The following is a 24,731-nucleotide window of genomic DNA, read 5'->3' as shown; positions in this document are numbered from 1 at the left end:
ATCACTCTTACCCAATCGATGTCGTACCTTCTGTTTGATGGTAACATTTTTATTTGCGGTTGAAGTCAGGAAATTATTTCGGCATCGCTGCAATTTCAGGCCTGGTTTTTTCAATGTAAGCGTAGTCAAGTTTCAGTCCCATTGGTGCGAGCATTTTCCCCATCATGTCATATGTGTTCTTCACATCACTGAAAGAGCCTGCCACAGATGCATAGGCAGTACTACCATACTTATTCCTGATTGTTTTGTCAGCACCTTTATCCAACAACATTTTTACGATTTCTGGTCGACAAAAGAAGGAGGCTGTAAGAAGTGCGGTAGACCCATCATTATTCTGGAAGTTTATTTGAGCCCCGGATTCGATCAGCGTTTTGGCCATTTCTCTCTTATCGAACAGGCAAGCGGTGATCAACGGACTTGAACCACCCACCGGGTCTTTTTCATTCAGGTTACTACCTGCAGCGATATGTTGCTTAAGTGCATCCAGGTTGTTTGTGAGGACAGCTGTATGAATATCAATTTTGGGGGGCTTCACCTTAGCCTGAGAAACAGTAGTTACACTTTCTTTTGAGCCTTCCCTGTTTTTGCATGAGGCTACAATTAACAGGGTGACCAGAAAAGCAATTTTAGTGACTACTTTTAATGAATTACTTTTTTGTGTTTTCATGATGCTGATTGTTAAATGGTTAAGAAGCTCAATGTCTTACAGGATATATTATTCCTTTGTATATTCTAATAAATCCCCCGGCTGACAATCCAGTACGTTGCAAATAGATTCCAGTGTACTAAATCGAATTGCCTTTGCTTTTCCGGTTTTGAGTATGGAAAGATTAGCGAGTGTTAAACCCACTTTCTCTGAAAGCTCATTCAATGACATTTTTCGCTTTGCCATCATTACATCTAAGTTTACTATAATAGGCATGACTTATACTGTTAGGTCGTTTTCAGATTGAATTTCTACACCGCGCTTGAAAACCTGTGAAATAATAAATACGATCCCCGCCATAAAAATGAATTCCTCTGTAGTCCACTCTTCTTGAAGAATCCCTGTTCTTTTCAACAACCAACCGGCGTGCACGTTGTTTAGCATAACAATAACCCAGGTTCCTAATAAAACATAACTGATCTTTTCAAGTATCCGGGCTACTCCAATTGTAAAGGGGTTCACCAGGTTTACCTTCGACAGGGCCTTGATTACCAGAAACAAAACGAATGTTTTCATACCCGATAAGGCAATCATAAAGAAAACAGACAGGGTGTAGTGCCAGAAGTTGATCTGTCTGATGGTGTGCAAATTCAGTCCCATGTAAAGGTTTCTCGCAGCCTCCGGGTTAACACAGCTTACGCCATAAGAAATCAGGATGGCGCCTGCTTTTATCATTAAGCCAATGAATGCTACCCAAGTCACGATGCGCATTACTGTAAGAATTAGTGCTGTTCTCGTATTTGTTTTGACTTCAGTATTCATAATGTAGTTTTTTATATCATCAAATATAGATAATTATTTATTGTTTATCAATAAATAAAATATTTATTTCGATAAATATTGGAAAATGCCCATTTAAGCAGGGAAAGACCCAATCGTGTCGCTTACTTCGTTGAGCGTTTACGAATTATCAAAATGAATGAGGAATAGCTGATTAACTAAAAAGTAGCAAGAAATGGGTTTTATCTGCTCTATAACGATAGTAGTTTTGTCCTATTAAATAAATATAAAGCTATGGATCAATTAAAAAATAAGGTGGCGGTAATAACGGGAGGTACTAGTGGTATCGGTAAAGCAACAGCAGTTGATTTTATTAAAAATGGAGCAGTCGTTATATTAACAGGACGTATCCAGGGTTCTGTTGACCAAACCGTAAGTGAACTGGGTAAGCAAGCCAGGGGTATTGTTTCGGATGCAGGTAAAATGTCGGATTTAATGAGCCTCTCCCAAAAAGTGCAAGCCATTTCACCAAAAATAGATATACTCTACGTCAATGCCGGATTTGGTAAGTATGCCCCAATTCAGGACATTTCAGAAGAACACTTCGATGAACAATTCAATGTATTGGTAAAGGGCACTTTGTTTACTGTTCAGCAAATGCTACCCCTAATGAAAGAAGGAGGTTCAATTATTTTGAATACTTCAGTTGTAACAGAAATAGGGATGCCGAATTCATCAGTTTATTCCGCTGCAAAAGCAGCAGTTCAATCTTTAGTGAAAACATTTGCATCGGAACTTGCAGCAAAGAAAATCAGAATTAATGCCGTTAGTCCAGGACCTATTGAAACCAATTATTTTGACCGTTCTAATCTATCACCAGAACAAATTAAAAATACTGTGGCATATGTTATTCCACAAGTTCCATTGGCACGTTTCGGACAACCGGAAGAAGTTGCTAAAGCTGTCACCTTTCTTGCATCAGATGGAGCTTCATTTATACATGGAACAGAAATATCAGTTGATGGAGGATTTCCAAGAATAAAATGATGAAATGAATATGATAGCAATAATAAGATTTTGGAGTGGATATAAAATTAAGTAAATATTTCACTAAAGAGCTGCTCCACTTCGGGCAGCTCTTTGGTGAAATTGATCTTATTCCTAAATTTGCTTTACTAAAGGAATGGGCTTATGCAGGCTTTTTGTTTGTCATGTCGGGAGCGGCATTTTCACATATCGCATCAGGTACCGTGAATGAAATATTTCCTTCGTTGTTATTGCTGATCTTGACTGTGGTATCGTGATATTTCAGACCAGCGGATAGAAAGATCATTTCAGGTAATTCTAAAAAATGAATAGCATGAAAAAGAAGTTGTCACCAGAACAACGTGAAGAACTACTCAACACATTAAAAGCCCGTTTTGAGAAAAACATGACCCGCCATAAAGGTCTTGAATGGGCTAAAGTGCAAGCAAAGCTGGAAGCTAATACTGAAAAACTGTGGTCGCTCAATGAAATGGAAAGAACCGGCGGAGAACCGGATGTTGTTGGTCACGATAAAAAGACGGGCGAATACATTTTTTATGATTGTTCAGCAGAAAGTCCTGATGGGCGCAGAAATGTTTGTTACGACCATGAAGCGCATGAGGCAAGGAAAGAACATAAACCGGAAAATAACGCTATTGATATGGCAGCTGCCATGGGCATAGAGCTTTTAACGGAAGAACAATATCGGGAGCTGCAGCAACTCGGAAGTTTCGATATGAAAACATCGAGCTGGGTGAAAACACCTACTGATATTAGAAAACTCGGTGGTGCCATCTTTGCTGATTACCGCTACGGCAATGTCTTCGTGTATCACAATGGTGCACAATCTTACTATGCGGTCAGGGCGTTCCGTGGCTCGCTGAGGGTCTAAATTTTGAACAAAATAACATACTATGGTAAAGAATAGAATGAATCCTAACGTTGATTTTTATTTTAGTAAAGCCCAAAAGTGGCAGGAAATAATATCGACCTCTTTTGCTGAATCAGGCATCTGGTATCTCAGGCTCTACTAGCTTAGCCAACTTCTCCAACGATTCCTGCCAGCCTAAATAGCACATTTCTGCGGGTATAGCAGCAGGAATTCCTGTCTGTGTAATTTTTATTTCCGTACCCGCTAAAGTTTTCCGAAGCCAAACAGAAGTGATCATCTCACCCGGAAGATTAGGGTTATCAAATTTATCGGTGTACTTCAGAAACTCATTGGGTTTGATCTCAATGTATTTTCCACCGAATGAATGGCTATTACCGGTGGAGAAATTTTGAAACGACATTTTAAAAGAACCTCCTGTCTCTACGGTCATTTCATGGACGGTACAAAGAAAGCCATATGGGGGTAACCATGAAGCAATTGCCAGGGCTTCAGTGAATGCGCGGTATACCTTTTCCGGAGACGCTTTAAGAACCCGGTGTAACGAAACATTATTGTCTGACATAAAATCATTTTTTCGTTTCCTACTCGTCTGGCTTTTCGGTTCCGCCCGTTTTTACAGTGGTCGCTGCTCCACTTACGTTGTTAATTGTTTTACCTGTTAACTTCAGCACTACAAAGGTGGTAGGAAAATTTGATTTTGACAGCGGCTAAATACGACAGTCTAACGGGGTATTTGCGACCAAATTCGCGAAAGCCTCGTTAACGGAAGTCTCTTTGGCATAAATGAGGACGCGTTTAATCAATATAGCGGTCTTATAACGAATGTGTTCCATCACTATTTTTTATTTCCGTTATCGGACATGTCAATTATCTGTCTTGCAATAATGAATAAAGTGCCCTACCTTAAGGTTAATGCTGCTATTTCATCAAGCGTTTTTTTCGGTTACGCCAAAACCTTTCCCAATATGTCATCAAAACTAACTAAACAACACATAAGCAGGATATATCTTCCACTCGCCCCTTTTCTGGGTGCTATACTGGCCATTGTTGCGACACAAGGCTTTGGAATGAAGCACATCGATGCTAAAATATATCTGCCGGTCTGGATCATACAGTCTTGCCTGATGGCAATAGCTGCATGGATTCTTGGTGCACATAATATCAGAAGCAATGATGCTGAAAAGAAACACCTTGCTGCTATTGCAATGTTTATGATTGTCCCATGGATATTCATCTCTATTTTTGCAGGTTTTGGCCCACCGCCTGATACTGCCGCGGGATGGGCAGCAACCGCTGCTATACAGCAGATAAGGTATGCTATCCTGATTCTTGCAGGCGTATTGATAACGTTTGGGTTTGCCCTATTAAGAGAAAAATTAAAAAATACCGGCGAAAATTTTTATTCCCTGCTTGGTTTCACTGCTATAATGATTGCCATTCCCCTTTTTATTATTGATATGACCTACTGGGGCAGCAATTTGGTCGAATCATACAAGATCTTCGCGGTATCCCCTTCAGTAAAAAGACCGGATTGGTTCCTGGCAGTCAGGCCTCAATATGGTATTATAAGCCTGGTAGAAGTAGCACTTATCTATCTGGCAACAGCCGCTTTTGCCGTATCACTGAAAATTACCGGATGGCTCAGGCCAAATATCTGCCACATTTATATAATGCTGAGTATAGTGGGGTTTGTATTGGACATATTACAATCCTCTTGCCCCGAACCATTTGCCACAGCAGGCTTTGTCGTATCCATTCCGGCTGTACCATTCATTATGCCCTACTTAATGGGCATTAATTTATTGCGGCGTACGGAAAATTAATTACTGACGATCCGGGGCAAAACTCTTCAAATACTTCGAACTTAAAACCCGCTACCAGAGCGAGTTTTTTTAAAAAAAACTTAAAAGTCGGGATGACAAGATTTGAACTTGCGGCCTCTCCGTCCCGAACGGAACGCGCTACCGGGCTGCGCTACATCCCGAAGATGTAGCACTAATTTAATTAATTTGGAAAAATAATCCAAACTAAAACGGTCATACGAAATTATCCGGTATCATGTCTTTGTATTGAATACGCATGGCCTCCGGTTTGGCTGTTAGCTGCCTGCGATCATTAGTGAAGAATAACTTTGATGGCTACACGTTTTTCACCGGCTTGCAACTGCAAAACATAAGTTTTGCCCGTAACAATTTTGTCCTGGTTAAATGATAGCGTATATGCGCCAACGTTAGCAGGTGCGCTGGCTTGCAATACACGTACGGTATTGCCATTTTCGTCGAGTAGGGTAAAGGTGGAATTCACACCTGCTTCTTTAATGTAATAAGCTATTTCATACACCCCTTTGTCCGGATGCAGCAACATATCATAACATCCTGAAATGCTTTCCGGCATGGCTTCCGGGAAGCCGGTTTCGTACACCGGCTTGTTGATGCCTGCCAGCAGCAGGCCCTGTTGAACTTCCGGCACACTCATTAAAAGATCCCAGATTTTACCGGTGCGGTAGTTTTCTATCATCACAACAACAGGCCCCTGGTCAATAGCCAGGTATTGATTGTCGTACCAGTTTTTGCTAACATTAAAAGCGTCATGAAAACCATATACACCCCACAACATAGTTCCCATGTCATTCATATAATGTTGTAATGCCTGTATGGAATAATAGGGGGTATAAGGCATGGCCGACAATGCTGCGGTAGGTGCAAGGGTGCCTTCATCCAGGTCCGGTGCATGCGGCCTGTAGCCGTTTACGCCATCTGCAGCGGTAAGTCCCCACTGATTGGGCGCATACAGATTTGTTGCAGGTGCCTCCTGCAGGCAATAAGCGCGGTTAATCATCGTATGATTTATATGCTGCTGTATATAGCTGGTGTATTGATCCTGCATCAGGTGCGGGTTCAAACCAAGGAAAGAGTAATGAGACAGGAACAATGGTCCGCCTTTATCTCTGCCTAAATATTGTTTATAACCGTAGAAGGTTTTACCATTCCGGAAATTACCGTTGCGCGTCCATCCGTTGTTATAAACGTCTTGTGTGATAGCGTGCGTGGGAGCTCCCAGTGCAAGAATATAAGTGATCAGGCTTTCGTTCCAGCCACCGATGGGCAACTGAAAAACATTTCCCTGTGGATACCAGCCCCAATAAAGACTCTTAGTATTATTGGTGTACCAGTCCCATTCAATGGTTTGATAAAATTTATCTGTGAGCTGACGGATCTCTGTTTCTTCTGCACTGCTGCCCGTGAGATAGGCCTTGGCGCTAAGCAAACCAGCCATCATAAAAGAGGTTTCTACCAGATCACCTGCATTGCCTTTACTGCTAAAGGGAACGGCCTGGCCATTTGTTCCGTTCATCCAGTGCGACCATGCGCCATGAAAACGATCGGCCTTGTCCAGGAAACGTACGATGCTGAGAATGCGTTGCGTACCTTCCTGTTTGCTGATCCAGCCGCGTTCCATACCACAAATGGTAGCCATTACGCCAAATCCGCTGCCACCGGTAGCTACCGTATTGCCGGAAGTGGCCGTAGCCCTTTCCGGTGCCATGCCGGAAAAGTTTTTGCCCAATTGCCAAAAGTATTGAAAACAACCCTGCTGTGTTTTTTCGAGCAATGGCTTATAATCAACAATGGTGTCTTTATTGTTGGCTGCTACAGGCTTTGATTTGGTGCAACCAAAGCCCGGCAGTAATATAACGGGGACGGCTATACTGATTAATAATTTTTTCATATTATATATTTTTTAAAGATAGATTAATATCCCGGGTTATGGTTTAATACGCCCTGTGATTTGTTGAATACGTTGTGTATAGGGGGGAGTGAATATGGAGTGTATATCGGCAGCAAATTGTATCTTTCCGCCATGAAAATGAGTCATTATCTGCGGCAGGGAAAATCCGAGAATTATCAGGATGCAGCAGCCAAAGGTTTACTGAAAGCCGGTGAGGTAGCAGGTTTGCTGTCAAAAAAATTCAACACTAAAATACTGGCAAAGGAGCTGAGTGTGTTTGCTACGGAGTGGCATCATGCGGGTGTTTTTAAAGCCGGTCCTGATCAATCTTTGCGGGGTCGCAAAGTATATTTCTTCTCAGCTGCCGACATAGAAAAAATCTCACTGGAAAAAATACTCGCTAACAGAGATAAGGCTGCTAAAAAGCCGTTGCCAGACAAACGAATGGTACAGGGCTGGTATACGCAGTATTTTCGTATGACCGATCCCGTTACCCGCAGAACTTTTTCCAAACCATTTGTAGGTATATATAAAGGGCCGGCTGATAAAGCGCCCAAGGGGTTTAAAGCATTATCGGACGAAGCGTTTGTGGCGGCTGAAAAGCAGCGGGGAAAAGAGTTGAAGCCGGGAGCATCTATCAATTTTTAATTTGTTACCTGGTAAGTATTACCCTTAAATGCAGTTGCATACCTCTAATAATATTCCCCATTTCTTCATCAACCACTCAAAACCTTTCCCACTAATGCAATATCTCCTATATTTGCAGCCTTAAAAAAACAGGATGACATACGAGGCTAAACTGGAAGCAACAAAAGTGCATTATCCCTTTAACAGGTGGAGTGAATCATTTTTTCCGGATGAAAATGATGTAGGCGGCATGGAACAGTATTCACCGGAAAACTGCGAAGCGGCAGCCGCCATTATGAATGAGCTGGTAGCAGATCTGATAGCAGCCGGTGAAAATGCAGATGAACCGGAAAAAATGCTGTTGTTTGAAAAAGCAGTGGAAGCATATAATGATATGGACGATGAAATAGCCGGCTTCATAGAAACCGGTGAGCGCGAAGACCTGTGTGAGATATTTGATATTATTACCATGGCTGCAGGACTCAACCCGGAAGATTATGCCGATGGAGAAGGCATTACGGACCTATGGCGGAACTGGTAGGGAAAAATAGGGGTGCGGGATTCCCGCTTTTTACTTATCTTAAATGACGAAAATCATCCATGATATGAAAAGCTTGCACACTTTGCCACTTATATCAAAATATGCTACAGAGCAACCCCGGTTTACTTTACTGGACTCCGTGGCTAACAGGATTTCACTGATTGCATTTTGCAGTGTATTCAGTTTCCTGTTCATGTATGTTTTTTTACCGTTTAATATAAATATATGGTACGAGGGGCAGCACCTGGCCCTGATGCCACTTTTCCTGATCTTCACCTTGTGTGGGGTGGCTTCTTTGTTCACCTCCCAGTTTCTGCTGATAGGGTTAAGACGGCGCCTGAAACTCACCAATGCTACCTATCTCTGCTGGTTTTTTGGTGAAATATTACTGGTATCTCTCATGGTAACAATAATAAATGTATCTATCACAGATACCTTCTTTTTTACCTGGACAGAATTCATCAACACCCTCCATTATACTGCATTAATACTGCCACTGCCATATTTTATTGCCCTGTTGTGGTTTTATACAAGGGAAAAATGTGCCCAGTTGAAAAGCCTGGAAAAGATACAGGTGCAGGAAGTGAAACAGGAAGTAATAAAAGAAGATACCACCTGCGTCCTGATCCGCGATGAACATGATAAACCCGTATTAACCCTGCACCCGGCAAAATTACTGATGATAAAAGCAGAGGATAATTATGTACATGTATTTTATCTCTCCGGAAATACTATCAGAAAAGAGCTGGTAAGAACTTCTCTGAAGAAACTGGAAGCACAATTGTCGATAGCCGGATTTACCCGGGCCCACCGCTCTTACCTGGTTAATATTTCCAAAGTGGTGCTTTTTAAGAAAAATACAAAAGGACATTACCTGCAACTCGAAGGACTGGACGACCTCATCGTACCAGTATCTGTTTCCTGCCTGCCGGTATTCCAGGAACGATTCGCTCCGGTTGCCTGATTTTCACCCCGCATAGCCCGATTTTCGCCCCAAAGACCGTCTCACAGGCAGTTGCGCTCAATCTATTTTGGTAATATCGCTTCGACACGTTATCGGAATATGACCGCGTAAAAACTAACAACCAAGCATTCTAAATTCCCCTGCCAAATGTTAAGATCTATAATTTTAGGTGCGGTTTGCTTATTAACTGCACACAGTACCTTACAGGCGCAAAATGTAATTTCAGGAAATGTACGCAACAGCGTTACCAAAGAAGTAGTGCCTGCTGTATCCGTGACAATGAAAGAAGCCCCCAATGGAGATTATACCAACGACCAGGGGAATTTTAAATTCTCTACCAGAAAAAAATATCCTATCACCCTTATACTGTCATCGGTGGGCTTTGAAACAAAAGAAATCATCATTTCTGTTACGGGCTCCCAGCGCGTTGAGCTGTCGCCCGCATCCATATTGGGTAAAGAAGTGGTGGTTTCTGCCAGCCGTTTTGTACAAAAGAAAATTGAGTCGCCGGTTACTATTGAAAGAATCAGTACCAAAGACATCATCAATTCCCCCCAGCCCAGTTATTATAATATGCTGCAGGGACTAAAAGGCGTAGATATCACCACTTCCAGCTTGTTGTTTACTACCATCACTACCCGCGGTTTCAATACAAGCGGTAACACTAACTTTACACAAATTGTAGATGGTATGGATAACCAGGCTCCCGGCCTAAATTTTCCATTAGGGGCTATTATCGGTCTGACAGAACTGGATGTAGATAACCTGGAAGTCCTTTCAGGCGCGTCTTCTGCCTTATACGGTTCCCGTGGCCTGAATGGTACACTGGTCATGACCGGCAAAGATCCTTTTAAATACCAGGGCCTGAGCGCTCAGATCACACAAGGGGTAAACCATGTCAGCAAAGGAAAGTCCAATGATCCGCTGGGGCCTTCTCCTTACTATGACTGGACCGTGCGCTGGGGCAAAAAAGTAAGCGACAAATTTGCTTTTAAAATAAATGTCCAGTACACCCAGGCGAAAGACTGGATTGCTTCAGATACGACTAATACAAATGGCCCTGGTGGCCCGCTGCAAGACCCCAACTACAACGGGGTGAATTTATATGGCAGTAAAACCTCTGTAGACATCAACCCGTTCCTGCAGGGGGCATTGGCGCAGAATCCTGCACTGGAGCCACTCATCACCCCGCTGCTGGCAAAAGGCAATAACAATGTGGCCCGCACCGGCTACCCGGAATACGGTTACCTGAGCAGCGATGCAAAAATGTTTAAAGCCAATGTGGAACTACGTTATAAAATAAAACCCAAACTGGAAGCTATCCTCTCAGGTACTTATGGCCAGGGTAACTCGGTATACAGCAACGATACCCGCTATGCCTTAACTGGTTTCCATCTGGGACAATATCGCGCTGAGCTGAAGGCGGAACATTGGTTTGTTCGCGGCTATACCAGCCAGGAAAATTCCGGGCATACCATCATTGCCATGCCTACCGCACAGCTGATCAATGAAGGCTGGAAACCCAGCTACGACGCTAATACCGGCGACGGCTGGTATCCGCAATATACCGGCGCCCTCCTGGGAGCCATGGCACAAGGAAAGAGTTATGAAGACGCCAGTGTAATTGCCCGTGGCTTTGCTGATCAGGGCCGCCCTGATGCCGGTAGCCCGTTGTTCCTGCACCTGAAAGACAGTATCGCCAATATCCCTACTTCTAAAGGCGGCACCCTGTTCACCGATAAAAGCAAACTGTTTAATGTAGAGGTACAATACAACTTTACACATCTCATTAAATTTGCAGAATTAATAGCAGGCCTCAACTACCGCCTGTATCGCCTGGATTCAAAAGGAACCCTGTTTCCTGATACGGAAGGCCCTATTGATGTAGCAGAATACAGTGCATATGCACATCTTACAAAAAAAGTAATTCATGATAAACTGAGCCTGGCCGCTGCTTTCCGCTATGATAAAAATACGTTGTTCGAAAAACCACGGGTAACTACCAGGATGTCGGCAGTACTGGAAGTAAACAAAGAAAGTTTTATCCGCTTCTCTTATCAGAATGCTTATAGTTTCCCTTCCAATATTCAATCGCTGCAAAGTACACCGATAGACTATAACAGCTTTGCTTCCGGTGGTTCCGGTCGTTTGCTCAACGGCGTGTATCATTTTGATCAGTATCCTTCTTATACATTGGAAAGTGTGGACTCTTTTCAAAGGACTAAAAACCCGGCCGACCTGAAAAAGTTTGCACTCAACGATATTAAGCCGCAGTCCGTAGATGCGTTTGAGTTAGGTTACTCTTCCCTGATCGCTAAACGTGTGTTGATAGATGTACTGGGATATTATTCTACCTGGAAAAATTTCATCGGCTATGTAAATGTGGCCAACACACCAGGTTCTACAGATCCTAATGCTTTCCTCGATCACGGTAAATATATACAATATAATATCGCGTACAATGGCGCACAGAAAGTAAATACCTACGGTTATGCGGCCAGCGTGAGCGTGGATCTGTCGCATCACTTTCTCGCAAAAGTGAATTTCTCTTCCGACTTTTTAAAGAACAGAAATAACAGCCAGGTAAATAATTTTAATACACCTAACTATAAATTCAATATCGATTTTGGTAACCTGGGCTTCGGTCATAAAGAACGTTATTCTTTTAATACTACGTTCCGTTACAGACCCGCCTATTATTACCAGATAGGCTTCGGAAGCGGTACGGTACCTGCTTCTGCGGTGATCGACGGACAGGTAAGCTATCGTTTGTTACAGGCACATTCCACCATTAAATTAGGTGCTACCAATATTACCAATACCTACTACAGAACCGGTTTTGGTAGCCCGGCTATTGGTGGCATGTACTATGTAAGTTTTGCGTACAACGTTTTTTAATCATAGAAAAACAACAATATATGAAACGGAATAATTTTTATTTGTTATTAGCCTGCCTGGGATGCTTGATGGTGGCTTGTAATAGCCCGGAAGCAAAAAATGAGGGCGGCTATAAAACCAGGCTTTCATTTGGACCCGGTGATGAAAAAAAGATTGCGGAAGCCTTTCTTACACTAACAGATAGTAGCAGTATTACTTTAAAAGAAGGTTTGTATAAATTCGATAACCTGAGTATCGCACAGGTAAAGCATATCCTTATCCAGGGCGCCGGTGCGGATAAAACGATCCTCGATTTTTCTGCGCAGAGCCAGGGTGGGGAAGGTGTTCGCGTAACAGATGTAAAAGGCTTTACGATAGATGGAATGACTTTACGCGATTCCAAAGGTGATATGATAAAGATCAACAAAAGCGAAAATGTGGTGATGACCAACCTGCACGCTATCTGGTCTGTATCCGATTCTACCAGCGGTGGGTATGCTATTTACCCGGTGATGTGTAAAAATGTGCTCATCGAAAACTGTTATGCACAGGGTGCTTCAGATGCAGGTATCTACGTAGGACAAACAGACAGCGCAATCGTGCGCAAGTGTAAAGCCTTCAAAAATGTGGCTGGTTGCGAGATTGAGAATACTTCTCATGCACAGGTATACGATAATGAATTTTATGGCAACACAGCCGGCTTCCTCATCTTTGATCTGCCGGACCTGTCTAAACGTGGGGGCTTTGTGAAAGCATACAACAATTATTTTCATGATAATAACGAAAAGAATTTCGCCAAATCCGGGAGCTTCGGATCTACATGGGGCGTCGGCAATGCTTCTCCCGGCAGTGGAGTGGTGATCCTGGCAGCGTCTGATATAGAACTGTACAACAATCGTATCATCAATAATAATTCCAGTGCTATTGCGGTAGTATCCGGATTTTTTATAGATGAAAGTGCAGGTAAAAAAATGAATGATCATTATTTCCCTATACCTAGAAATATTTCTATCCACGACAATACAATGGAAGTGGGTAGTGCTTTTCCGCCTGCTGCATTTGAACATCATACCGGTAAAGTATTGGTGGGTATTGAGCAGAAATTAAATGCGCAGGACCCTGCAAGAAAAAATGCACGTTTACCGTTCATCACCTATGATGGTATTACAACCAATATTCTGACCAAGGGCACTGCTGTTAATCCGGATTCACTGTGTATTAAACAGCAGGGCCCCAATTTATTTGTCAACGTAGATGCGTTGAATATGACTTCAAAGAACTGGCATCCGAGCACAGATATCGCGCCTTATGTTTGTAAATGAGTTTTAATTTAATTTTTTCGGGAGATGAGGAAGCCTTGTTTATTTATTGTGATTTTTATTTTAGTGATCGCCGTGGCGCAGAGCTGCAAACAAAAATCAGCTCAAACCAGCGGGACGGGCGTATTTCAGTTTAAAGAGAAACTATCTGATTATGGTTTTTTCACGGGCGTGCTGAAGGACCTGGTGCCACGAAAAGGGGTGTTTAACTATGAACTCTCCACACCGTTATTTACAGACTATGCGGTAAAAGACCGTTTCATTGTATTGCCGGACGGGCAATCCATGCATTATACAGATCATGGTGCGCTTGATTTTCCGGACTCCACTTTCATCGTTAAAAACTTTGCCTACAGGAGTCCGTCGCATCAGAAAATAATGATAGAAACGAGATTGCTCTTTAAAGATCCGGCAGACAAACAATGGAAGGTGATGAACTACCTCTGGGATAATGATCAGCGGGATGCGCAAAAGTGGATCATGGGAAAAAAGATCCCGATTACTTTCCTGGATGATAGCGGTCAGCAGCAGTCGACTGTTTATCAGATGCCTAACACCAATGATTGTAAACGTTGTCATATTAATAATAGTGTTCTTACGCCCATAGGTCCCAAGGCCCGTAATCTCAATTTTGTGCGTGGCGGCCAGCCGCAAAACCAATTGATGCAATGGGCTACCGGCGGGCAGCTGCAGGGATTGCCGGCCATTGAAAAGGTACCGGTGTTGCCCGGTTGGAAAGATAGTACACATTTCACCGTTAGTGAACGTGCACGCGCCTATCTCGATGTAAACTGCGCCCATTGCCATACCCAGGGTGGCGACGCCTACAATACGGGTCTGTTCCTGGAATATGAACAAACCGGAGCTGATCATATCGGCATCATGAAATCACCCGTTTCCGCTGGCGGCGGCGCTGGTGGCCTTGACTACGACCTGATTCCCGGGGATGCCTTACATTCTATTCTTGCTTACAGGATGAACAGTGTAGAACCTGGTACAGCAATGCCGGAGCTGGCGCGCACCGTCATCCATAAAGAAGGGGTGGCTTTGATTCAGCAATGGATTAATGAGATGAAAAAATAAGCGGAGGTTGTCTTTCTCCCGATTAGGCTGATTATACTGATTACCCTGATTTTATTTTTTTGATTTTGTAAGATTCAAAAGATTAGCGAAGATTGTCTGAACTGTGATTTTTGTGATTGGTATGATTATCCTGATGAGCGAAGATCTCAGCGGGTGTTGTCTGAACCAGGATTTTTAGGATTGAATGGATTACCCTGATGGGTGTTATGTTGTTTTTTATCTGGAAGATATTAACGAATATCTACGCTTTGATCTTCGGCATCCATCAGGGTAATCCATTCAATCTTAAAAATCCTGGTTCAGACAACACCCGCTGAGATCTTCGCTAATCAAGATAATCATACCAATCACAAAAATCACAGTTCAGACAATCTTCGCTAATCTTTTGAATCTTACAAAATCAAAAAAAAAATCAGGGTAATCAGTATAATCAGCCTAATCGGGAGAAAGACAACCTCCGGATTTTTTCCCTTATACTTGTGATCTCATAATACCCCTTCCATGACTCCTGCGAAAAAACCAATTGTCCTCATTTCAGTATTGTTATTACTTTCTTTTTGTGTATCCGCACAAAACGTGGTATGGTCGCCACAACGCGCTACAGCGTGGTATCAGCAGCAGGGCTGGCTGGTGGGTGCAAATTTCACCCCTTCTACCGCAGTGAATCAGCTGGAAATGTGGCAGGCAGCTACTTTTGACACCGCCACTATTAACCGGGAACTGGGGTATGCGGGCGCAGTTGGTATGAACTGTATGCGGGTGTACCTGCATCATGTGGCCTGGGTAGTGGATCCGGAAGGGTTTAAGGACCGGATCAGGCAATACCTGGCCATTGCCAATAGCCATCACATTAAAACCATGTTTGTTTTTTTTGATGACTGCTGGAAGGATACTTATGAAGCAGGACCACAGCCGGCGCCGTTACCGGCACGGCATAACAGCCAGTGGCTGAAAGATCCGGGGAATCGTATTGACAGTCTGCCGCTGCTGATGGATGCGTTGCACCAATATGTATCCGATATCCTGGTTACTTTTAAAGATGATGCCCGCATTCTGATGTGGGACCTGTATAATGAGCCGGGGCATTTTGGTCATGGTGATAAAAGCTGGCCGCTCCTGAAGAATGTGGTGGCCTGGGCACGTGCGGTGGAGCTGCTGCAGCCAATTACAATAGGCGTTTGGCGTAAAGATTTTATAGCATTCAACGACTACCAGGTAGCACAATCAGATATTATTACTTTTCATAATTACAATGATTCCCTGTCTATGGCCGGTGCTATAGATAGCCTTAAACGCTTCGGGAAGCCACTTATTTGCACTGAATACATGAAGCGACCCAATAATAGCCTGTTCCTTACGCATTTACCTATGATGAAGAAAAATGGGGTAGGCGCTATCAATTGGGGCCTCGTAGCAGGAAAAACACAAACCAATTATCCCCAGGGCAAGCCGGTGGTGATGACGGAGCCGGAAACCTGGTATCATGACATTTTCCGGGCGGATGGTACTCCATTTAACGCCACAGAAACGGCTTTTATCCGGAAAATGACCCTCGAAGATTAAAATTACATTAAAATTTTTCCCGATTGCGTAAATCGTTTTCCCGATCCGCTCTTGTTAAAAAACGAGGTTGGTGTTCCTTTGCGCAAAATATTATTCGTTGAAAAATTTATACTTAATCATCAGCCTGGTCTTAATTAACCTTACTGTACTCGCGCAAAACGGCACTATCAAGGGAAAGATCAACTCAGCAGACGGACAGCCCGCAGCATTTGTAACAATAGGTCTTAAAGACACGAAAAAAGGTACCTTAACCAATGAAGATGGCCAGTTTGCATTGAAAAATGTAAAACCAGGTGCTTATACACTCGTGATCTCCTATACCGGTACCAAAACACTGCATAATCAGGTAACCGTAACTGCAGACCAGATCACAGAAGTAGCGTATGTGATGCAGGCTACTTCCAGCCAGCTGAATGAAATAGTAGTAGATGGCAACAGAACAAGAACAATTAACAGAAGACCTGTAACCATCGGTAAACTGCCGGTGCCAGCTATGGACCTGCCCCAAGGTGTGGCCATTATTGGTCATGAAGCGCTGGAGGATCAACAGGTACAGCGTATGAGCGATGTAGTGAAAAATGTGAATGGCGTATATATGGCTTCCATGAGGGCCGGTACACAGGAAACCTTTAATGCACGCGGTTATGGCTTCTCCAGCTCTAATATGTTCAAAAACGGCGCACGTGTGAATTCAGGGGTAATGCCGGAAATGAGTTCGCTGGAAAGGGTAGAGATTTTAAAAGGCAGTGCTGCTATCTTATATGGCAATGTGGCGCCAGGCGCAGTAATGAATATGGTAACCAAACAACCTAAATTTAATTTTGGTGGTGAAGTGAACCTGAGAGCCGGTAGCTATGGCCTGTTAAAACCAGCAGTAGATATCTACGGTCCTATCTCTTCCAAAATAGCTTACAGGGTGAATGGTACTTTTGAAACCGCCGACAGCTACCGCGATCAGGTGCATTCAAAACGTTATTATATAAACCCTTCCCTGTTATTCAAACTGAGCGATCGTACAGAGTTACTGGTACAGGGCGATTATCTGAAACATGATTTTACACCTGACTTTGGTATTGGTACATTAGGTGGTACTAAAATAGCTGATGTTCCCCGCAATAATTTTTATGGTACACCATGGCAGTATGCTCATACCCAACAAACCACTGCATCTGCATCGCTTAAACATAAAATGAATGATAACTGGTCATTGAACGGAATGATTTCCTATCAGAAATATAACAGGGATTATTATGCGATAGAAAGAATTCAGGCAGATACAGCAGGTAAATGGGGCCGTCCTTTGAACAGGGCTAATAATGATGAAGATTATTATCTCGCGCAGGTAGATCTGACCGGTAGATTTAAAACCGGTTCCCTGGAACATACATTGCTGGTGGGTGTTGACGGTGACAGGTATAATCAGAAAGCATATTCCTATAATCAGCCTACTGCTTACGACACTATTAATATACTGCATCCGGATTTATATAAACCGCGTACCGACATGCCTGCTGCAAATATTGTAAAAGGTATTACTACGCCGATAAACCGCTTTGGCGCATACATCCAGGATCTCGTACGGATTTCTGATAAACTGAATTTACTGGCAGGTGTTCGTTTCTCGTATCTGCAGAATGAATCTCCTTCCACACTGGATTATAAAACATATGCAGTAACTAAAACTGCTGCCAAATACGATAACGCGTTTTCTCCACGTATAGGTATTGTTTATAAGCCTATTCCTACAACAGCGATATTTGCCAGCTATTCCAACTCTTTTACGCCTAACACCGGTCTGGATATAGATAGTAACGTACTGAAACCATCTATTATTAATCAATACGAAGTAGGGGTTAAGAATGATTTCCTGAAAGGATTACTGTCTGTAAACGTAACAGCATACCGCATTAAGAACAATAATTACGCGCAAACAGCCCCTTATCAGAAGGATGGCGTGACACCTAATAACAACGCTAACCTGAAAGCATTGATTGGCGAAACCCTCAGCCAGGGCGTGGAAGTAGACATTGCAGGTCATCCTTTACCCGGACTTGACGTGATTGGAGGTTATAGCTATAATAACATTACTATTGAAAATACACCGGGTACCCCTGGTAGTTCTGTAGAAGGAGAGCGCCTGGTAGGTAATCCAAATCATACTGCCAATGCGAGCGTATTCTATACTTTCCAAAAGTATAAAATAAAAGGACTGAAGCTGGGTGCTGGTTTCTATTATATTGGTCAGCGTTATGCAGGTTGGAATAACACCATGCCGGCAGCTGATAAACAACTGGTAAGCAGATTGATCTCTGTTCCAGGCTTCTCTACACTGGATCTTAGCGCGGGATACACTTTCAAACGTTTTGCAGTATTGGCTAAAGTGTCTAACGTTACTAATACTTACAACTATTACGTACACGAGAACTATAGCATCAATCCAATACCTCCTACACAGTTCGTAGGTACGGTATCTTACAAATTTTAATTGATAGTGTGTTTAAAAATAGCGCAGGGCCGGACGATATCGTCTGGCCCTGCTTTTATTGGTAGCAATTATTTACAAGGGCTTTCCACCAAAGGAATGCTATCAAATTTCAACAGGTTATTATTGTTGTTAAACACAGGTATTCCCTGTGAATCCATATTATCCGGCAATGCTTCATATGCCTTGTTATCTGATAACTTAAATATCACTGGTCGCGTGCTGGAGATACCTTCGCTGAAGAAGGTGTATTTACCACGGATAATGCCATTGTGCAAAATACCTTTCATCTCTCCGGTATTTTTATCTTTCTCAAAATAATTATATACCAGTGTGGCTGTTGCAACACTGTCTAGGAACGATAACTGTAACAGCATGGTATCTTTGCCGAGGATTTTCATATAACAGGTATTTCCTTTGAGAGGAACGGCTTTTACGGGATCTGTATTTGTGGTAGCGGTTTGTTGACCCTGGTGGCAGGAGAAAGCAGCAACCGTGCCCAGGAGAAAAAGAATTTTAGTAGTTTTCATGTACTGAAAATAACGAAAATAAACATGACGGGATCCAGGATCATACACAAAATGAAACACAAATGATGAAACAACGATTGTTTTTATTAGCAGGTATTAGCAGTTATCCGGGGAACGACCGCATACATATCTGTAAATAACCAGATATTACGTTTGCACGTGTAATCGGCTCCCAAATTTAATTTTCGTACTTTTGCGCCAAATGCAAAAAGAAAAATACTCATTAGGTAATATACTTACCAATCTCAAGATCGATTCACTCAATGAAATGCAGCAGGCATCAGTGGACGCAAACAAGCAGCACGCCGATGTAATCCTGTTGTCAGCTACCGGTTCCGGTAAAACGCTGGCATTCCTGTTGCCTATCCTGGAACTGCTGGATCCTGCCAATAAAAATACACAAGCCCTGATAGTAGTGCCTTCCCGTGAGCTGGCGCTGCAAATAGAGAAAGTGTTCAAACTCATGGGCACCGGTTATAAAATTACTGCCTGTTACGGCGGACATCTCCGGGAAACCGAAGAAAATAACCTGGTACAGCCACCAGCAGTGATTGTAGGTACTCCCGGCCGTCTGGGTGACCATATACGCAGAGAAAACATTACAGTAGACAGTATTGAAACACTGATACTGGACGAATTCGATAAAACACTGGAGCTGGGCTTCCAGGAGGAAGTATCCTTTATTATTGACTCCCTGCCCAACATCAAAAAGCGTATCCTTACCTCTGCTACCGAAACTGTGGATATCCCGGAATTCCTGGCACTGAACAACCCGGAGAAGCTGGACTTCCTGCCGGAAGAAGGTTCGCCTGCAGCAAGACTGGCGATCTGGAAGGTAATGGCGCCGGAAAGCGATAAAGTGGAAACCTTGTTCCGCCTGATCTGCTACCTGGGCAACCGCTCTACTATTGTATTCTGCAACCACCGGGAAGCAGTGGAACGTACCAGCAAAATGTTGTCTGATAAAAGTATTACCAATACCTTTTATCACGGTGCTATGGAGCAACAGGAGCGCGATGCTGCCCTTTGCAAGTTCCGCAACGGTTCTGTAAACGTACTGGTAACTACCGACCTCGCTGCACGTGGCCTCGATATTCCAAATATTCGTTATATCGTTCACTTCCACCTTCCACATACCGAAGATAGCTGGACACACCGTAATGGCCGTACCGCCAGAATGGAAGCCAGCGGCACCGCTATCGTAATCCTGGCGCCAGATGAAAAGCTGATGTCTTACATCGATGAAGAAGTAGTGACGATCGAATTGCCTGAAACATCCACTTTACCTGAAAAGCCAAAATGGACTACCATATTCATCGCTGCAGGTAAAAAGAATAAAGTAAATAAAATTGATATCGTTGGATTCCTTGGCAACAGGGCACATCTCAAAAAAGAAGATATCGGCTTAATTGAAGTAAAAGATTTCTTCTCTTTTGTAGCGATCGTGAAATCTAAAGTGGGACACGCTTTGGAGCTGATCAAAAATGAAAAGATCAAGAATAAGAAAGTGAAGATCGATATAGCGAGATAAAAATATTTTTATAGTGATAAAAAAGCAGCGGTCACGATCGCTGCTTTTTTTATTTAGACTGATGATAAGATTGTGTTACTTCAATCACCCCTACAATATTATCGTTAAAGGCTTCCAGCTCCTCTGCCGGTACCCACAACTCATTATGTATTGCTCCGCCTACATTTTCAACGGAATATTTTTCCAGGAAGGCACTGTTCACAGCAAATTTTGTAACAAAGCCTGCACCATAAGCCGGTACATTCCATTCAGTAGATATTTGAATAGCATACGTTTCATTCATCACAGGATAAAAAATTGGTTGATCAGGCCTTCTGGGCGGAAATCTTTTCCAACCGGATTGTTCAATCAAAACCAGTTCATCTGGACCTACGGGGCGGTATAAAGTGGTTAACTCCATTGGTAATTTTTTGTCTAATTTTAAAGACGAATATAAGAAATGGCCATGAAACCAGCTAACAACAAACCAGAGATACCACAATACGTTCTGGAGAATTTCCGCCCGCTTCACCGCCTGGAGGATGATGCTTCTTCCTTTGGATACAATAATATTGATGCTGATAAAAAAATACCTGGCTTCGAAATATATTCCAGTGCAGGTTTGAAACCTGCACTGGGACCATTGAAATCAGCCTTTTACCGTATCAGTATTACAATTTCCGGGAGCGTGGATGTACAGCTGGGTCTCGAGCATTTTCAACACCGGCCAGGCACACTGAGTTTTACTTTTCCTGGCCAGGTATTCAGCAAAAGCAATATAAGAGAAGATACCTTCGGATATTATATATTGTTTAATGCCGATTTTCTGGAAGAGATCATTACCCCGGACAGGATCACTACAGAGTTCCCTTTCTTTGATTATGCGGGTGTACCCTTTATTCAGCTGGAGCCAATGGAAATAGCGGCAGTAGCTGATTTTGCATGCAAAATAAATGAAGAACTACAGCAGCATAAACCAGGTTGTGAGAAAGCCATCCGGCTGTATCTTTACCTTTTGCTGCTGGACGTAAAAAGAAGTTACCTGGCGCAACAACTCCATATCACGGCAACGGATACACGTAATACTTATCTTGTTCCCCGATTTAAAAAACTGGTGAGCCAGCATTTTCTTACTAAAAGAAGGGTGGCAGATTATGCTGCCTTACTGGGTGTAACGCCCAATCACCTGAACCGGACCATCAAAGAAAGTACAGGGCAGACAGCCTCTTCAGCTATTTCTGATATGCTGGTACAGGAAGCAAAAGCCGTATTACGGTATACAGATACTTCTATCGCAGAAATATCCTATCAGCTGGATTTCAGCGACCCTGCCGGTTTCAACAGGTTTTTCCGCGAAAGAACAGGGCAAACGCCACTGGCCTTTCGTAAAAATGCATAATCCGGTTCAGGGAATGCATAATCCGGATAACATTTCCCAGTATGCTTTGTGGCAACTTTGTAGTCATAAAAGTTAACGATATGTCTACCTCATTTGAAAGTAAGAAAGTAATTGTTGCCGGTGGCTCCTCAGGAGTAGGATTGGCTACCGCAGCATTATTGGCCAAAGAAAAAGCGAATGTAATTATTACGGGCCGCTCCGCAGCGCGACTAGCCGATGCTGCCAAAGCTGTTCCCGGTATTCAAACCACTGCACTGGACAGCAACAACCGCCAGGAGCTGGACGCTTTTTTCCAGTCGCAGGGTGCCATTGATCACTTGGTCATTTCATTAAGCGGCGCCAAAGGTGCCGGTAAATTTTCTGAACTATCATTAAAAGATTTGCGGGAGGGTTTTGAGGGGAAGTTCTGGCCCCAGCTGAATACATTGCAGGCAGCATTGCCTTTTGTAAATAAAGGCGGCAGCATTACCATTATTACAGCTATCTCTGCTATCTCCAAAGCGCCCGGTACTTCCGGTTTGGCGGCTATTAACGGGGCACTGGAATTAATGGTGCCTACTATTGCCAAAGAGATCAAACCTTTACGCATCAACGCTGTTTCACCGGGCGTAGTAGATACTCCGTGGTGGGATTTCCTGCCGGCAGATGCCAAGGCAGGTGCTTTCCGGGAATATGCTTCACAGTTGCCGGTAGGCAGGATCGGGCAGCCGGACGATGTCGCTGATACCATCCTCTTCCTGATGCGCAATGGAAATATAACGGGTACGGTAGTACGTTGTGATGGTGGATTAAGTCTGTAAAAGTTAGTACTTATAGGAAACGATCCGTTAATGCAGGAGCAGCCTGTGTTAACGGATCGTTTTTTACCAGCAAATTTTAGTATATACGTTTACGTTAGCAAAAAGGTGCTACGATGGCCTCAACGATTTCATCACCAGCTGAAAGGTTTGTCGCATTGTTTGCTCACTAAGAGAAAATGGTTTGCCGGACATGGTAGCGTTATCCATATGGAATTTTACCAGGGTATAGAAAGGACCATAGGCTATTGCCCAGAAAATTTCCGGAGGCAGGTCAACTACCTGTTTTTTTGCTATCGCATGTTTCACAAACTGCTGCATTACAGAACGAAACTTAGCATCCTGTTTGCCTTGCTGGTTTTTGATCAGGGGCGAATTGCGGAACTGTTCTGAGAAATGATGGTGCAGCGGGTATTTTGTAATATAACGGCAACGGTTATTCCATTGCAGCCATAGGCCCGCTTCAAAATCCATTTCCGGATCAAAATCCTTCAACGATTCCTGTATGAATATCTCTGAAGCCACTATATACAGCTGGTTTACCAGGTCTTCCCGGTTCTTAAAATAGATGTATATAGTAGAGACAGATATATTGGCCGCTTTGGCCAGTTTATGCATACTTAAACCATCAAAGCCTTCGTGAACAATCATTTCGATAGCCTTCTCGCGAATAGCGATTTCTTTATTTTCGTCCCTTGCACGCATAGGACAAAGATAAAAGAATGACTGTTCTGTTAATCATTTGGCCGGAATTTTATTTCAGTGCTGCCAGCGAGCTACCGGTTGCCACTTCATAGGGCTCTTTACCTGCTTCAAATATGCGGGCGCTCAAAGTACCTTGTAGGGTTACGGTATCACCTTTTACATAGATCCAGCTACCTTCCCTTAAGCCTACTACAGGTGTGTCGTTTTGGGTATGATATTCTTTGATGCGTGTTTCCCGTGTTTCTCCCATATGCTGTAAGCCGGGTATAGGGTCCAGGTAATGCGGATTCAGATTAAATGATATTAGTCCGAGTGTTTCAAAACTGGGTGGATATACGATCGGCATATCATTGGTATTTTGCATAGAAATGCCACCGATGTTACTGCCTGCACTGCAGCCCATGTAAGGGGTACCAACATTAACGGCTGTTTGCAGTGGCTGCATTAACCCCAGTTCATGTAATTGTTTTACCAGCAAAAAAGTATTGCCTCCACCGGTAAAAAATCCACGTGCACTTTTTATCGCCGCTGCGGGATCCTCAAATGTATGCAGCCCGCGTACTTTCACGCCAATGGCGGCAAAAGCACCAGCTGCCTTTGTGGTATAGTCATCATGTGAGATGCCCCCAGGCCGCGCATACGGAATAAATACAATTTCATCAATCCCTCCATACAACGCTGTCATGGCCGGTTGCAGGTAAGCCAGGTATTCTTCTCCAAACAGGGTAGAGGTACTTGCCAGTATAAAATGCTTCATGAGAAAAAAATTAAGCAAATGTAAATCATCTCTTTAATATCAATTGATCAAACACTATTTACTTACTATCATGACTATACATCATGATAAAAAGATGTGAACAAATGAAGGGTCTTGTCATTGTTTTGTCGGGATTATGTTGGAGCAGGGAAGGTGCATAAAAATGAATGTCATCTTATTATCATCATTTTAAACTAAGGTTGAATGTAAAAAGGACACTTATTACTTTGTGTAAGATAGTAGAACATGAAAAAGTAGTATCACCCAAGTTTAATCGAAATTGTAGTAACCAAAATTGATGTAGAACATCCTTAGTAAACCAATACTCAAATTTATTCAAACTTATTGTAGTCGGTAGTGAACAAGCGATTCCTGTAATTTTCATGCATCCCCGTGTGTGATCATATAACTGCATCTGTGTGATGGAATAGCCCTACGTAAAAGCTGTAGTTTGCTTATTGGCGAAGCCAGTTAACGCACAATAATTATTAAAATAAATACACG

24 protein-coding genes and 1 tRNA gene are annotated in these 24,731 nt (G+C 43.0%); 15 read left to right on the top strand and 10 right to left on the bottom strand.

Features of this window, described 5'->3' with window-relative positions; translation table 11 throughout:
* Positions 1 to 73: 73 nt before the first annotated feature.
* Genes CLV51_RS16045 through CLV51_RS16035 form a run of 3 tightly spaced genes read right to left on the bottom strand, consistent with a single transcriptional unit; the run spans position 74 to position 1,468 of the window.
* Positions 74 to 667 carry an ankyrin repeat domain-containing protein gene (locus tag CLV51_RS16045; RefSeq protein ID WP_106529076.1) on the bottom strand — a complete coding sequence of 198 codons (594 nt, stop codon included), beginning with the start codon at positions 665 to 667 and terminating at the stop codon, positions 74 to 76.
* Positions 668 to 715: 48 nt separating this feature from the next.
* A complete protein-coding gene (locus CLV51_RS16040; RefSeq protein ID WP_281261529.1) occupies positions 716 to 895 on the bottom strand; it encodes a helix-turn-helix domain-containing protein in 180 nt (59 codons plus the stop codon).
* A gap of 30 nt (positions 896 to 925) precedes the next feature.
* Positions 926 to 1,468 carry a DUF2975 domain-containing protein gene (locus CLV51_RS16035; protein ID WP_106529074.1) on the bottom strand — a complete coding sequence of 181 codons (543 nt, stop codon included), beginning with the start codon at positions 1,466 to 1,468 and terminating at the stop codon, positions 926 to 928.
* 252 nt (positions 1,469 to 1,720) lie between these two features.
* Here CLV51_RS16035 and CLV51_RS16030 point away from each other — a divergent pair, with 252 nt between their 5' ends.
* From CLV51_RS16030 to CLV51_RS16020, 3 genes are read left to right on the top strand one after another with little or no spacing between them, the layout of a single operon-like run.
* Positions 1,721 to 2,473, top strand: coding sequence for an SDR family oxidoreductase (locus tag CLV51_RS16030; protein WP_106529073.1), 753 nt, complete (start codon positions 1,721 to 1,723; stop codon positions 2,471 to 2,473).
* Positions 2,474 to 2,508: 35 nt separating this feature from the next.
* On the top strand, positions 2,509 to 2,730 hold the full coding sequence (locus CLV51_RS16025; RefSeq protein ID WP_106529072.1) for a DoxX family protein: 222 nt from the start codon (positions 2,509 to 2,511) through the stop codon (positions 2,728 to 2,730).
* A gap of 56 nt (positions 2,731 to 2,786) precedes the next feature.
* Positions 2,787 to 3,344 carry a DUF4256 domain-containing protein gene (locus CLV51_RS16020; protein WP_245898780.1) on the top strand — a complete coding sequence of 186 codons (558 nt, stop codon included), beginning with the start codon at positions 2,787 to 2,789 and terminating at the stop codon, positions 3,342 to 3,344.
* 112 nt (positions 3,345 to 3,456) lie between these two features.
* Here the strand turns inward: CLV51_RS16020 and CLV51_RS16015 are convergent, their stop codons facing one another.
* Positions 3,457 to 3,906, bottom strand: a complete 450-nt coding sequence (locus tag CLV51_RS16015; protein WP_106529070.1) for an SRPBCC family protein — start codon at positions 3,904 to 3,906, stop codon at positions 3,457 to 3,459.
* Positions 3,907 to 4,309: 403 nt separating this feature from the next.
* Here CLV51_RS16015 and CLV51_RS16010 point away from each other — a divergent pair, with 403 nt between their 5' ends.
* Complete coding sequence (locus CLV51_RS16010) at positions 4,310 to 5,167, top strand: hypothetical protein (protein ID WP_146151297.1); 858 nt, start codon at positions 4,310 to 4,312, stop codon at positions 5,165 to 5,167.
* 87 nt (positions 5,168 to 5,254) lie between these two features.
* Here the strand turns inward: CLV51_RS16010 and CLV51_RS16005 are convergent.
* Positions 5,255 to 5,328, bottom strand: a tRNA-Pro gene (locus CLV51_RS16005).
* Between the two features lie 131 nt (positions 5,329 to 5,459).
* On the bottom strand, positions 5,460 to 7,073 hold the full coding sequence (locus CLV51_RS16000) for a glucoamylase family protein (RefSeq protein ID WP_106529068.1): 1,614 nt from the start codon (positions 7,071 to 7,073) through the stop codon (positions 5,460 to 5,462).
* A 60-nt stretch (positions 7,074 to 7,133) separates the two neighbouring features.
* On the opposite strand from CLV51_RS16000, the gene CLV51_RS15995 reads away from it, so the two are divergent.
* From CLV51_RS15995 to CLV51_RS15960, 8 genes are all read left to right on the top strand, one after another.
* Positions 7,134 to 7,721: an alpha-amylase family protein gene (locus CLV51_RS15995; protein WP_146151296.1), complete on the top strand. Its 588-nt coding sequence runs from the start codon at positions 7,134 to 7,136 to the stop codon at positions 7,719 to 7,721.
* A 133-nt stretch (positions 7,722 to 7,854) separates the two neighbouring features.
* Positions 7,855 to 8,241 carry a hypothetical protein gene (locus CLV51_RS15990; protein WP_106529066.1) on the top strand — a complete coding sequence of 129 codons (387 nt, stop codon included), beginning with the start codon at positions 7,855 to 7,857 and terminating at the stop codon, positions 8,239 to 8,241.
* A gap of 64 nt (positions 8,242 to 8,305) precedes the next feature.
* Positions 8,306 to 9,205 carry a LytTR family DNA-binding domain-containing protein gene (locus CLV51_RS15985; protein ID WP_158267037.1) on the top strand — a complete coding sequence of 300 codons (900 nt, stop codon included), beginning with the start codon at positions 8,306 to 8,308 and terminating at the stop codon, positions 9,203 to 9,205.
* Between the two features lie 147 nt (positions 9,206 to 9,352).
* Positions 9,353 to 12,103 (top strand): TonB-dependent receptor, encoded by a 2,751-nt coding sequence (locus CLV51_RS15980; protein WP_106529064.1) that lies wholly within the window; start codon positions 9,353 to 9,355, stop codon positions 12,101 to 12,103.
* Positions 12,104 to 12,123: 20 nt separating this feature from the next.
* Positions 12,124 to 13,404, top strand: a complete 1,281-nt coding sequence (locus tag CLV51_RS15975; protein WP_106529063.1) for a parallel beta-helix domain-containing protein — start codon at positions 12,124 to 12,126, stop codon at positions 13,402 to 13,404.
* Between the two features lie 24 nt (positions 13,405 to 13,428).
* The gene (locus CLV51_RS15970; RefSeq protein WP_106529062.1) at positions 13,429 to 14,484 is read left to right on the top strand and encodes an SO2930 family diheme c-type cytochrome; all 1,056 of its coding nucleotides are present in this window, start codon (positions 13,429 to 13,431) and stop codon (positions 14,482 to 14,484) included.
* 501 nt (positions 14,485 to 14,985) lie between these two features.
* Complete coding sequence (locus tag CLV51_RS15965) at positions 14,986 to 16,047, top strand: glycoside hydrolase 5 family protein (RefSeq protein WP_211302024.1); 1,062 nt, start codon at positions 14,986 to 14,988, stop codon at positions 16,045 to 16,047.
* A 97-nt stretch (positions 16,048 to 16,144) separates the two neighbouring features.
* Positions 16,145 to 18,532 (top strand): TonB-dependent receptor, encoded by a 2,388-nt coding sequence (locus CLV51_RS15960; protein ID WP_245898778.1) that lies wholly within the window; start codon positions 16,145 to 16,147, stop codon positions 18,530 to 18,532.
* Positions 18,533 to 18,600: 68 nt separating this feature from the next.
* Here the strand turns inward: CLV51_RS15960 and CLV51_RS15955 are convergent, their stop codons facing one another.
* A complete protein-coding gene (locus tag CLV51_RS15955; RefSeq protein WP_146151295.1) occupies positions 18,601 to 19,059 on the bottom strand; it encodes a hypothetical protein in 459 nt (152 codons plus the stop codon).
* A 202-nt stretch (positions 19,060 to 19,261) separates the two neighbouring features.
* Between CLV51_RS15955 and CLV51_RS15950 the strand changes: the two genes are divergently transcribed.
* Positions 19,262 to 20,590 (top strand): DEAD/DEAH box helicase, encoded by a 1,329-nt coding sequence (locus CLV51_RS15950; RefSeq protein ID WP_106529059.1) that lies wholly within the window; start codon positions 19,262 to 19,264, stop codon positions 20,588 to 20,590.
* A 49-nt stretch (positions 20,591 to 20,639) separates the two neighbouring features.
* Here CLV51_RS15950 and CLV51_RS15945 read toward each other — a convergent pair whose 3' ends face one another.
* The gene (locus CLV51_RS15945) at positions 20,640 to 20,990 is read right to left on the bottom strand and encodes a hypothetical protein (protein ID WP_106529058.1); all 351 of its coding nucleotides are present in this window, start codon (positions 20,988 to 20,990) and stop codon (positions 20,640 to 20,642) included.
* Positions 20,991 to 21,035: 45 nt separating this feature from the next.
* Here CLV51_RS15945 and CLV51_RS15940 point away from each other — a divergent pair, with 45 nt between their 5' ends.
* Together CLV51_RS15940 and CLV51_RS15935 are read left to right on the top strand one after the other, a co-directional pair.
* A complete protein-coding gene (locus CLV51_RS15940; protein ID WP_245898776.1) occupies positions 21,036 to 21,968 on the top strand; it encodes a helix-turn-helix domain-containing protein in 933 nt (310 codons plus the stop codon).
* Positions 21,969 to 22,048: 80 nt separating this feature from the next.
* Positions 22,049 to 22,768, top strand: coding sequence for an SDR family oxidoreductase (locus tag CLV51_RS15935; RefSeq protein WP_106529056.1), 720 nt, complete (start codon positions 22,049 to 22,051; stop codon positions 22,766 to 22,768).
* 108 nt (positions 22,769 to 22,876) lie between these two features.
* Here the strand turns inward: CLV51_RS15935 and CLV51_RS15930 are convergent, their stop codons facing one another.
* Together CLV51_RS15930 and pepE are read right to left on the bottom strand one after the other, a co-directional pair.
* The gene (locus CLV51_RS15930) at positions 22,877 to 23,470 is read right to left on the bottom strand and encodes a TetR/AcrR family transcriptional regulator (protein ID WP_106529055.1); all 594 of its coding nucleotides are present in this window, start codon (positions 23,468 to 23,470) and stop codon (positions 22,877 to 22,879) included.
* Between the two features lie 49 nt (positions 23,471 to 23,519).
* The gene (pepE, locus tag CLV51_RS15925; protein WP_106529054.1) at positions 23,520 to 24,227 is read right to left on the bottom strand and encodes a dipeptidase PepE; all 708 of its coding nucleotides are present in this window, start codon (positions 24,225 to 24,227) and stop codon (positions 23,520 to 23,522) included.
* Positions 24,228 to 24,731 lie beyond the last annotated feature (504 nt).

Source organism: Chitinophaga niastensis, from assembly GCF_003014755.1.
Lineage (GTDB): Bacteria > Bacteroidota > Bacteroidia > Chitinophagales > Chitinophagaceae > Chitinophaga > Chitinophaga niastensis.
This window is presented reverse-complemented; position numbering and strand designations above follow the sequence as displayed.

Coding starts and splice junctions, on each gene's coding strand:
- CLV51_RS15990 (WP_106529066.1), top strand. CDS start 7,855: ATGACATACGAGGCTAAACTGGAAGCAACAAAAGTGCATTATCCCTTT.
- CLV51_RS15930 (WP_106529055.1), bottom strand. CDS start 23,470: ATGCGTGCAAGGGACGAAAATAAAGAAATCGCTATTCGCGAGAAGGCT.
- CLV51_RS16040 (WP_281261529.1), bottom strand. CDS start 895: ATGATGGCAAAGCGAAAAATGTCATTGAATGAGCTTTCAGAGAAAGTG.
- pepE (WP_106529054.1), bottom strand. CDS start 24,227: ATGAAGCATTTTATACTGGCAAGTACCTCTACCCTGTTTGGAGAAGAA.
- CLV51_RS16000 (WP_106529068.1), bottom strand. CDS start 7,073: ATGAAAAAATTATTAATCAGTATAGCCGTCCCCGTTATATTACTGCCG.
- CLV51_RS16020 (WP_245898780.1), top strand. CDS start 2,787: ATGAAAAAGAAGTTGTCACCAGAACAACGTGAAGAACTACTCAACACA.
- CLV51_RS15940 (WP_245898776.1), top strand. CDS start 21,036: ATGAAACCAGCTAACAACAAACCAGAGATACCACAATACGTTCTGGAG.
- CLV51_RS16015 (WP_106529070.1), bottom strand. CDS start 3,906: ATGTCAGACAATAATGTTTCGTTACACCGGGTTCTTAAAGCGTCTCCG.
- CLV51_RS15970 (WP_106529062.1), top strand. CDS start 13,429: ATGAGGAAGCCTTGTTTATTTATTGTGATTTTTATTTTAGTGATCGCC.
- CLV51_RS16010 (WP_146151297.1), top strand. CDS start 4,310: ATGTCATCAAAACTAACTAAACAACACATAAGCAGGATATATCTTCCA.
- CLV51_RS15985 (WP_158267037.1), top strand. CDS start 8,306: ATGAAAAGCTTGCACACTTTGCCACTTATATCAAAATATGCTACAGAG.
- CLV51_RS15950 (WP_106529059.1), top strand. CDS start 19,262: ATGCAAAAAGAAAAATACTCATTAGGTAATATACTTACCAATCTCAAG.
- CLV51_RS16035 (WP_106529074.1), bottom strand. CDS start 1,468: ATGAATACTGAAGTCAAAACAAATACGAGAACAGCACTAATTCTTACA.
- CLV51_RS16045 (WP_106529076.1), bottom strand. CDS start 667: ATGAAAACACAAAAAAGTAATTCATTAAAAGTAGTCACTAAAATTGCT.
- CLV51_RS15945 (WP_106529058.1), bottom strand. CDS start 20,990: ATGGAGTTAACCACTTTATACCGCCCCGTAGGTCCAGATGAACTGGTT.
- CLV51_RS15965 (WP_211302024.1), top strand. CDS start 14,986: ATGACTCCTGCGAAAAAACCAATTGTCCTCATTTCAGTATTGTTATTA.
- CLV51_RS15980 (WP_106529064.1), top strand. CDS start 9,353: ATGTTAAGATCTATAATTTTAGGTGCGGTTTGCTTATTAACTGCACAC.
- CLV51_RS15955 (WP_146151295.1), bottom strand. CDS start 19,059: ATGAAAACTACTAAAATTCTTTTTCTCCTGGGCACGGTTGCTGCTTTC.
- CLV51_RS15975 (WP_106529063.1), top strand. CDS start 12,124: ATGAAACGGAATAATTTTTATTTGTTATTAGCCTGCCTGGGATGCTTG.
- CLV51_RS16030 (WP_106529073.1), top strand. CDS start 1,721: ATGGATCAATTAAAAAATAAGGTGGCGGTAATAACGGGAGGTACTAGT.
- CLV51_RS15935 (WP_106529056.1), top strand. CDS start 22,049: ATGTCTACCTCATTTGAAAGTAAGAAAGTAATTGTTGCCGGTGGCTCC.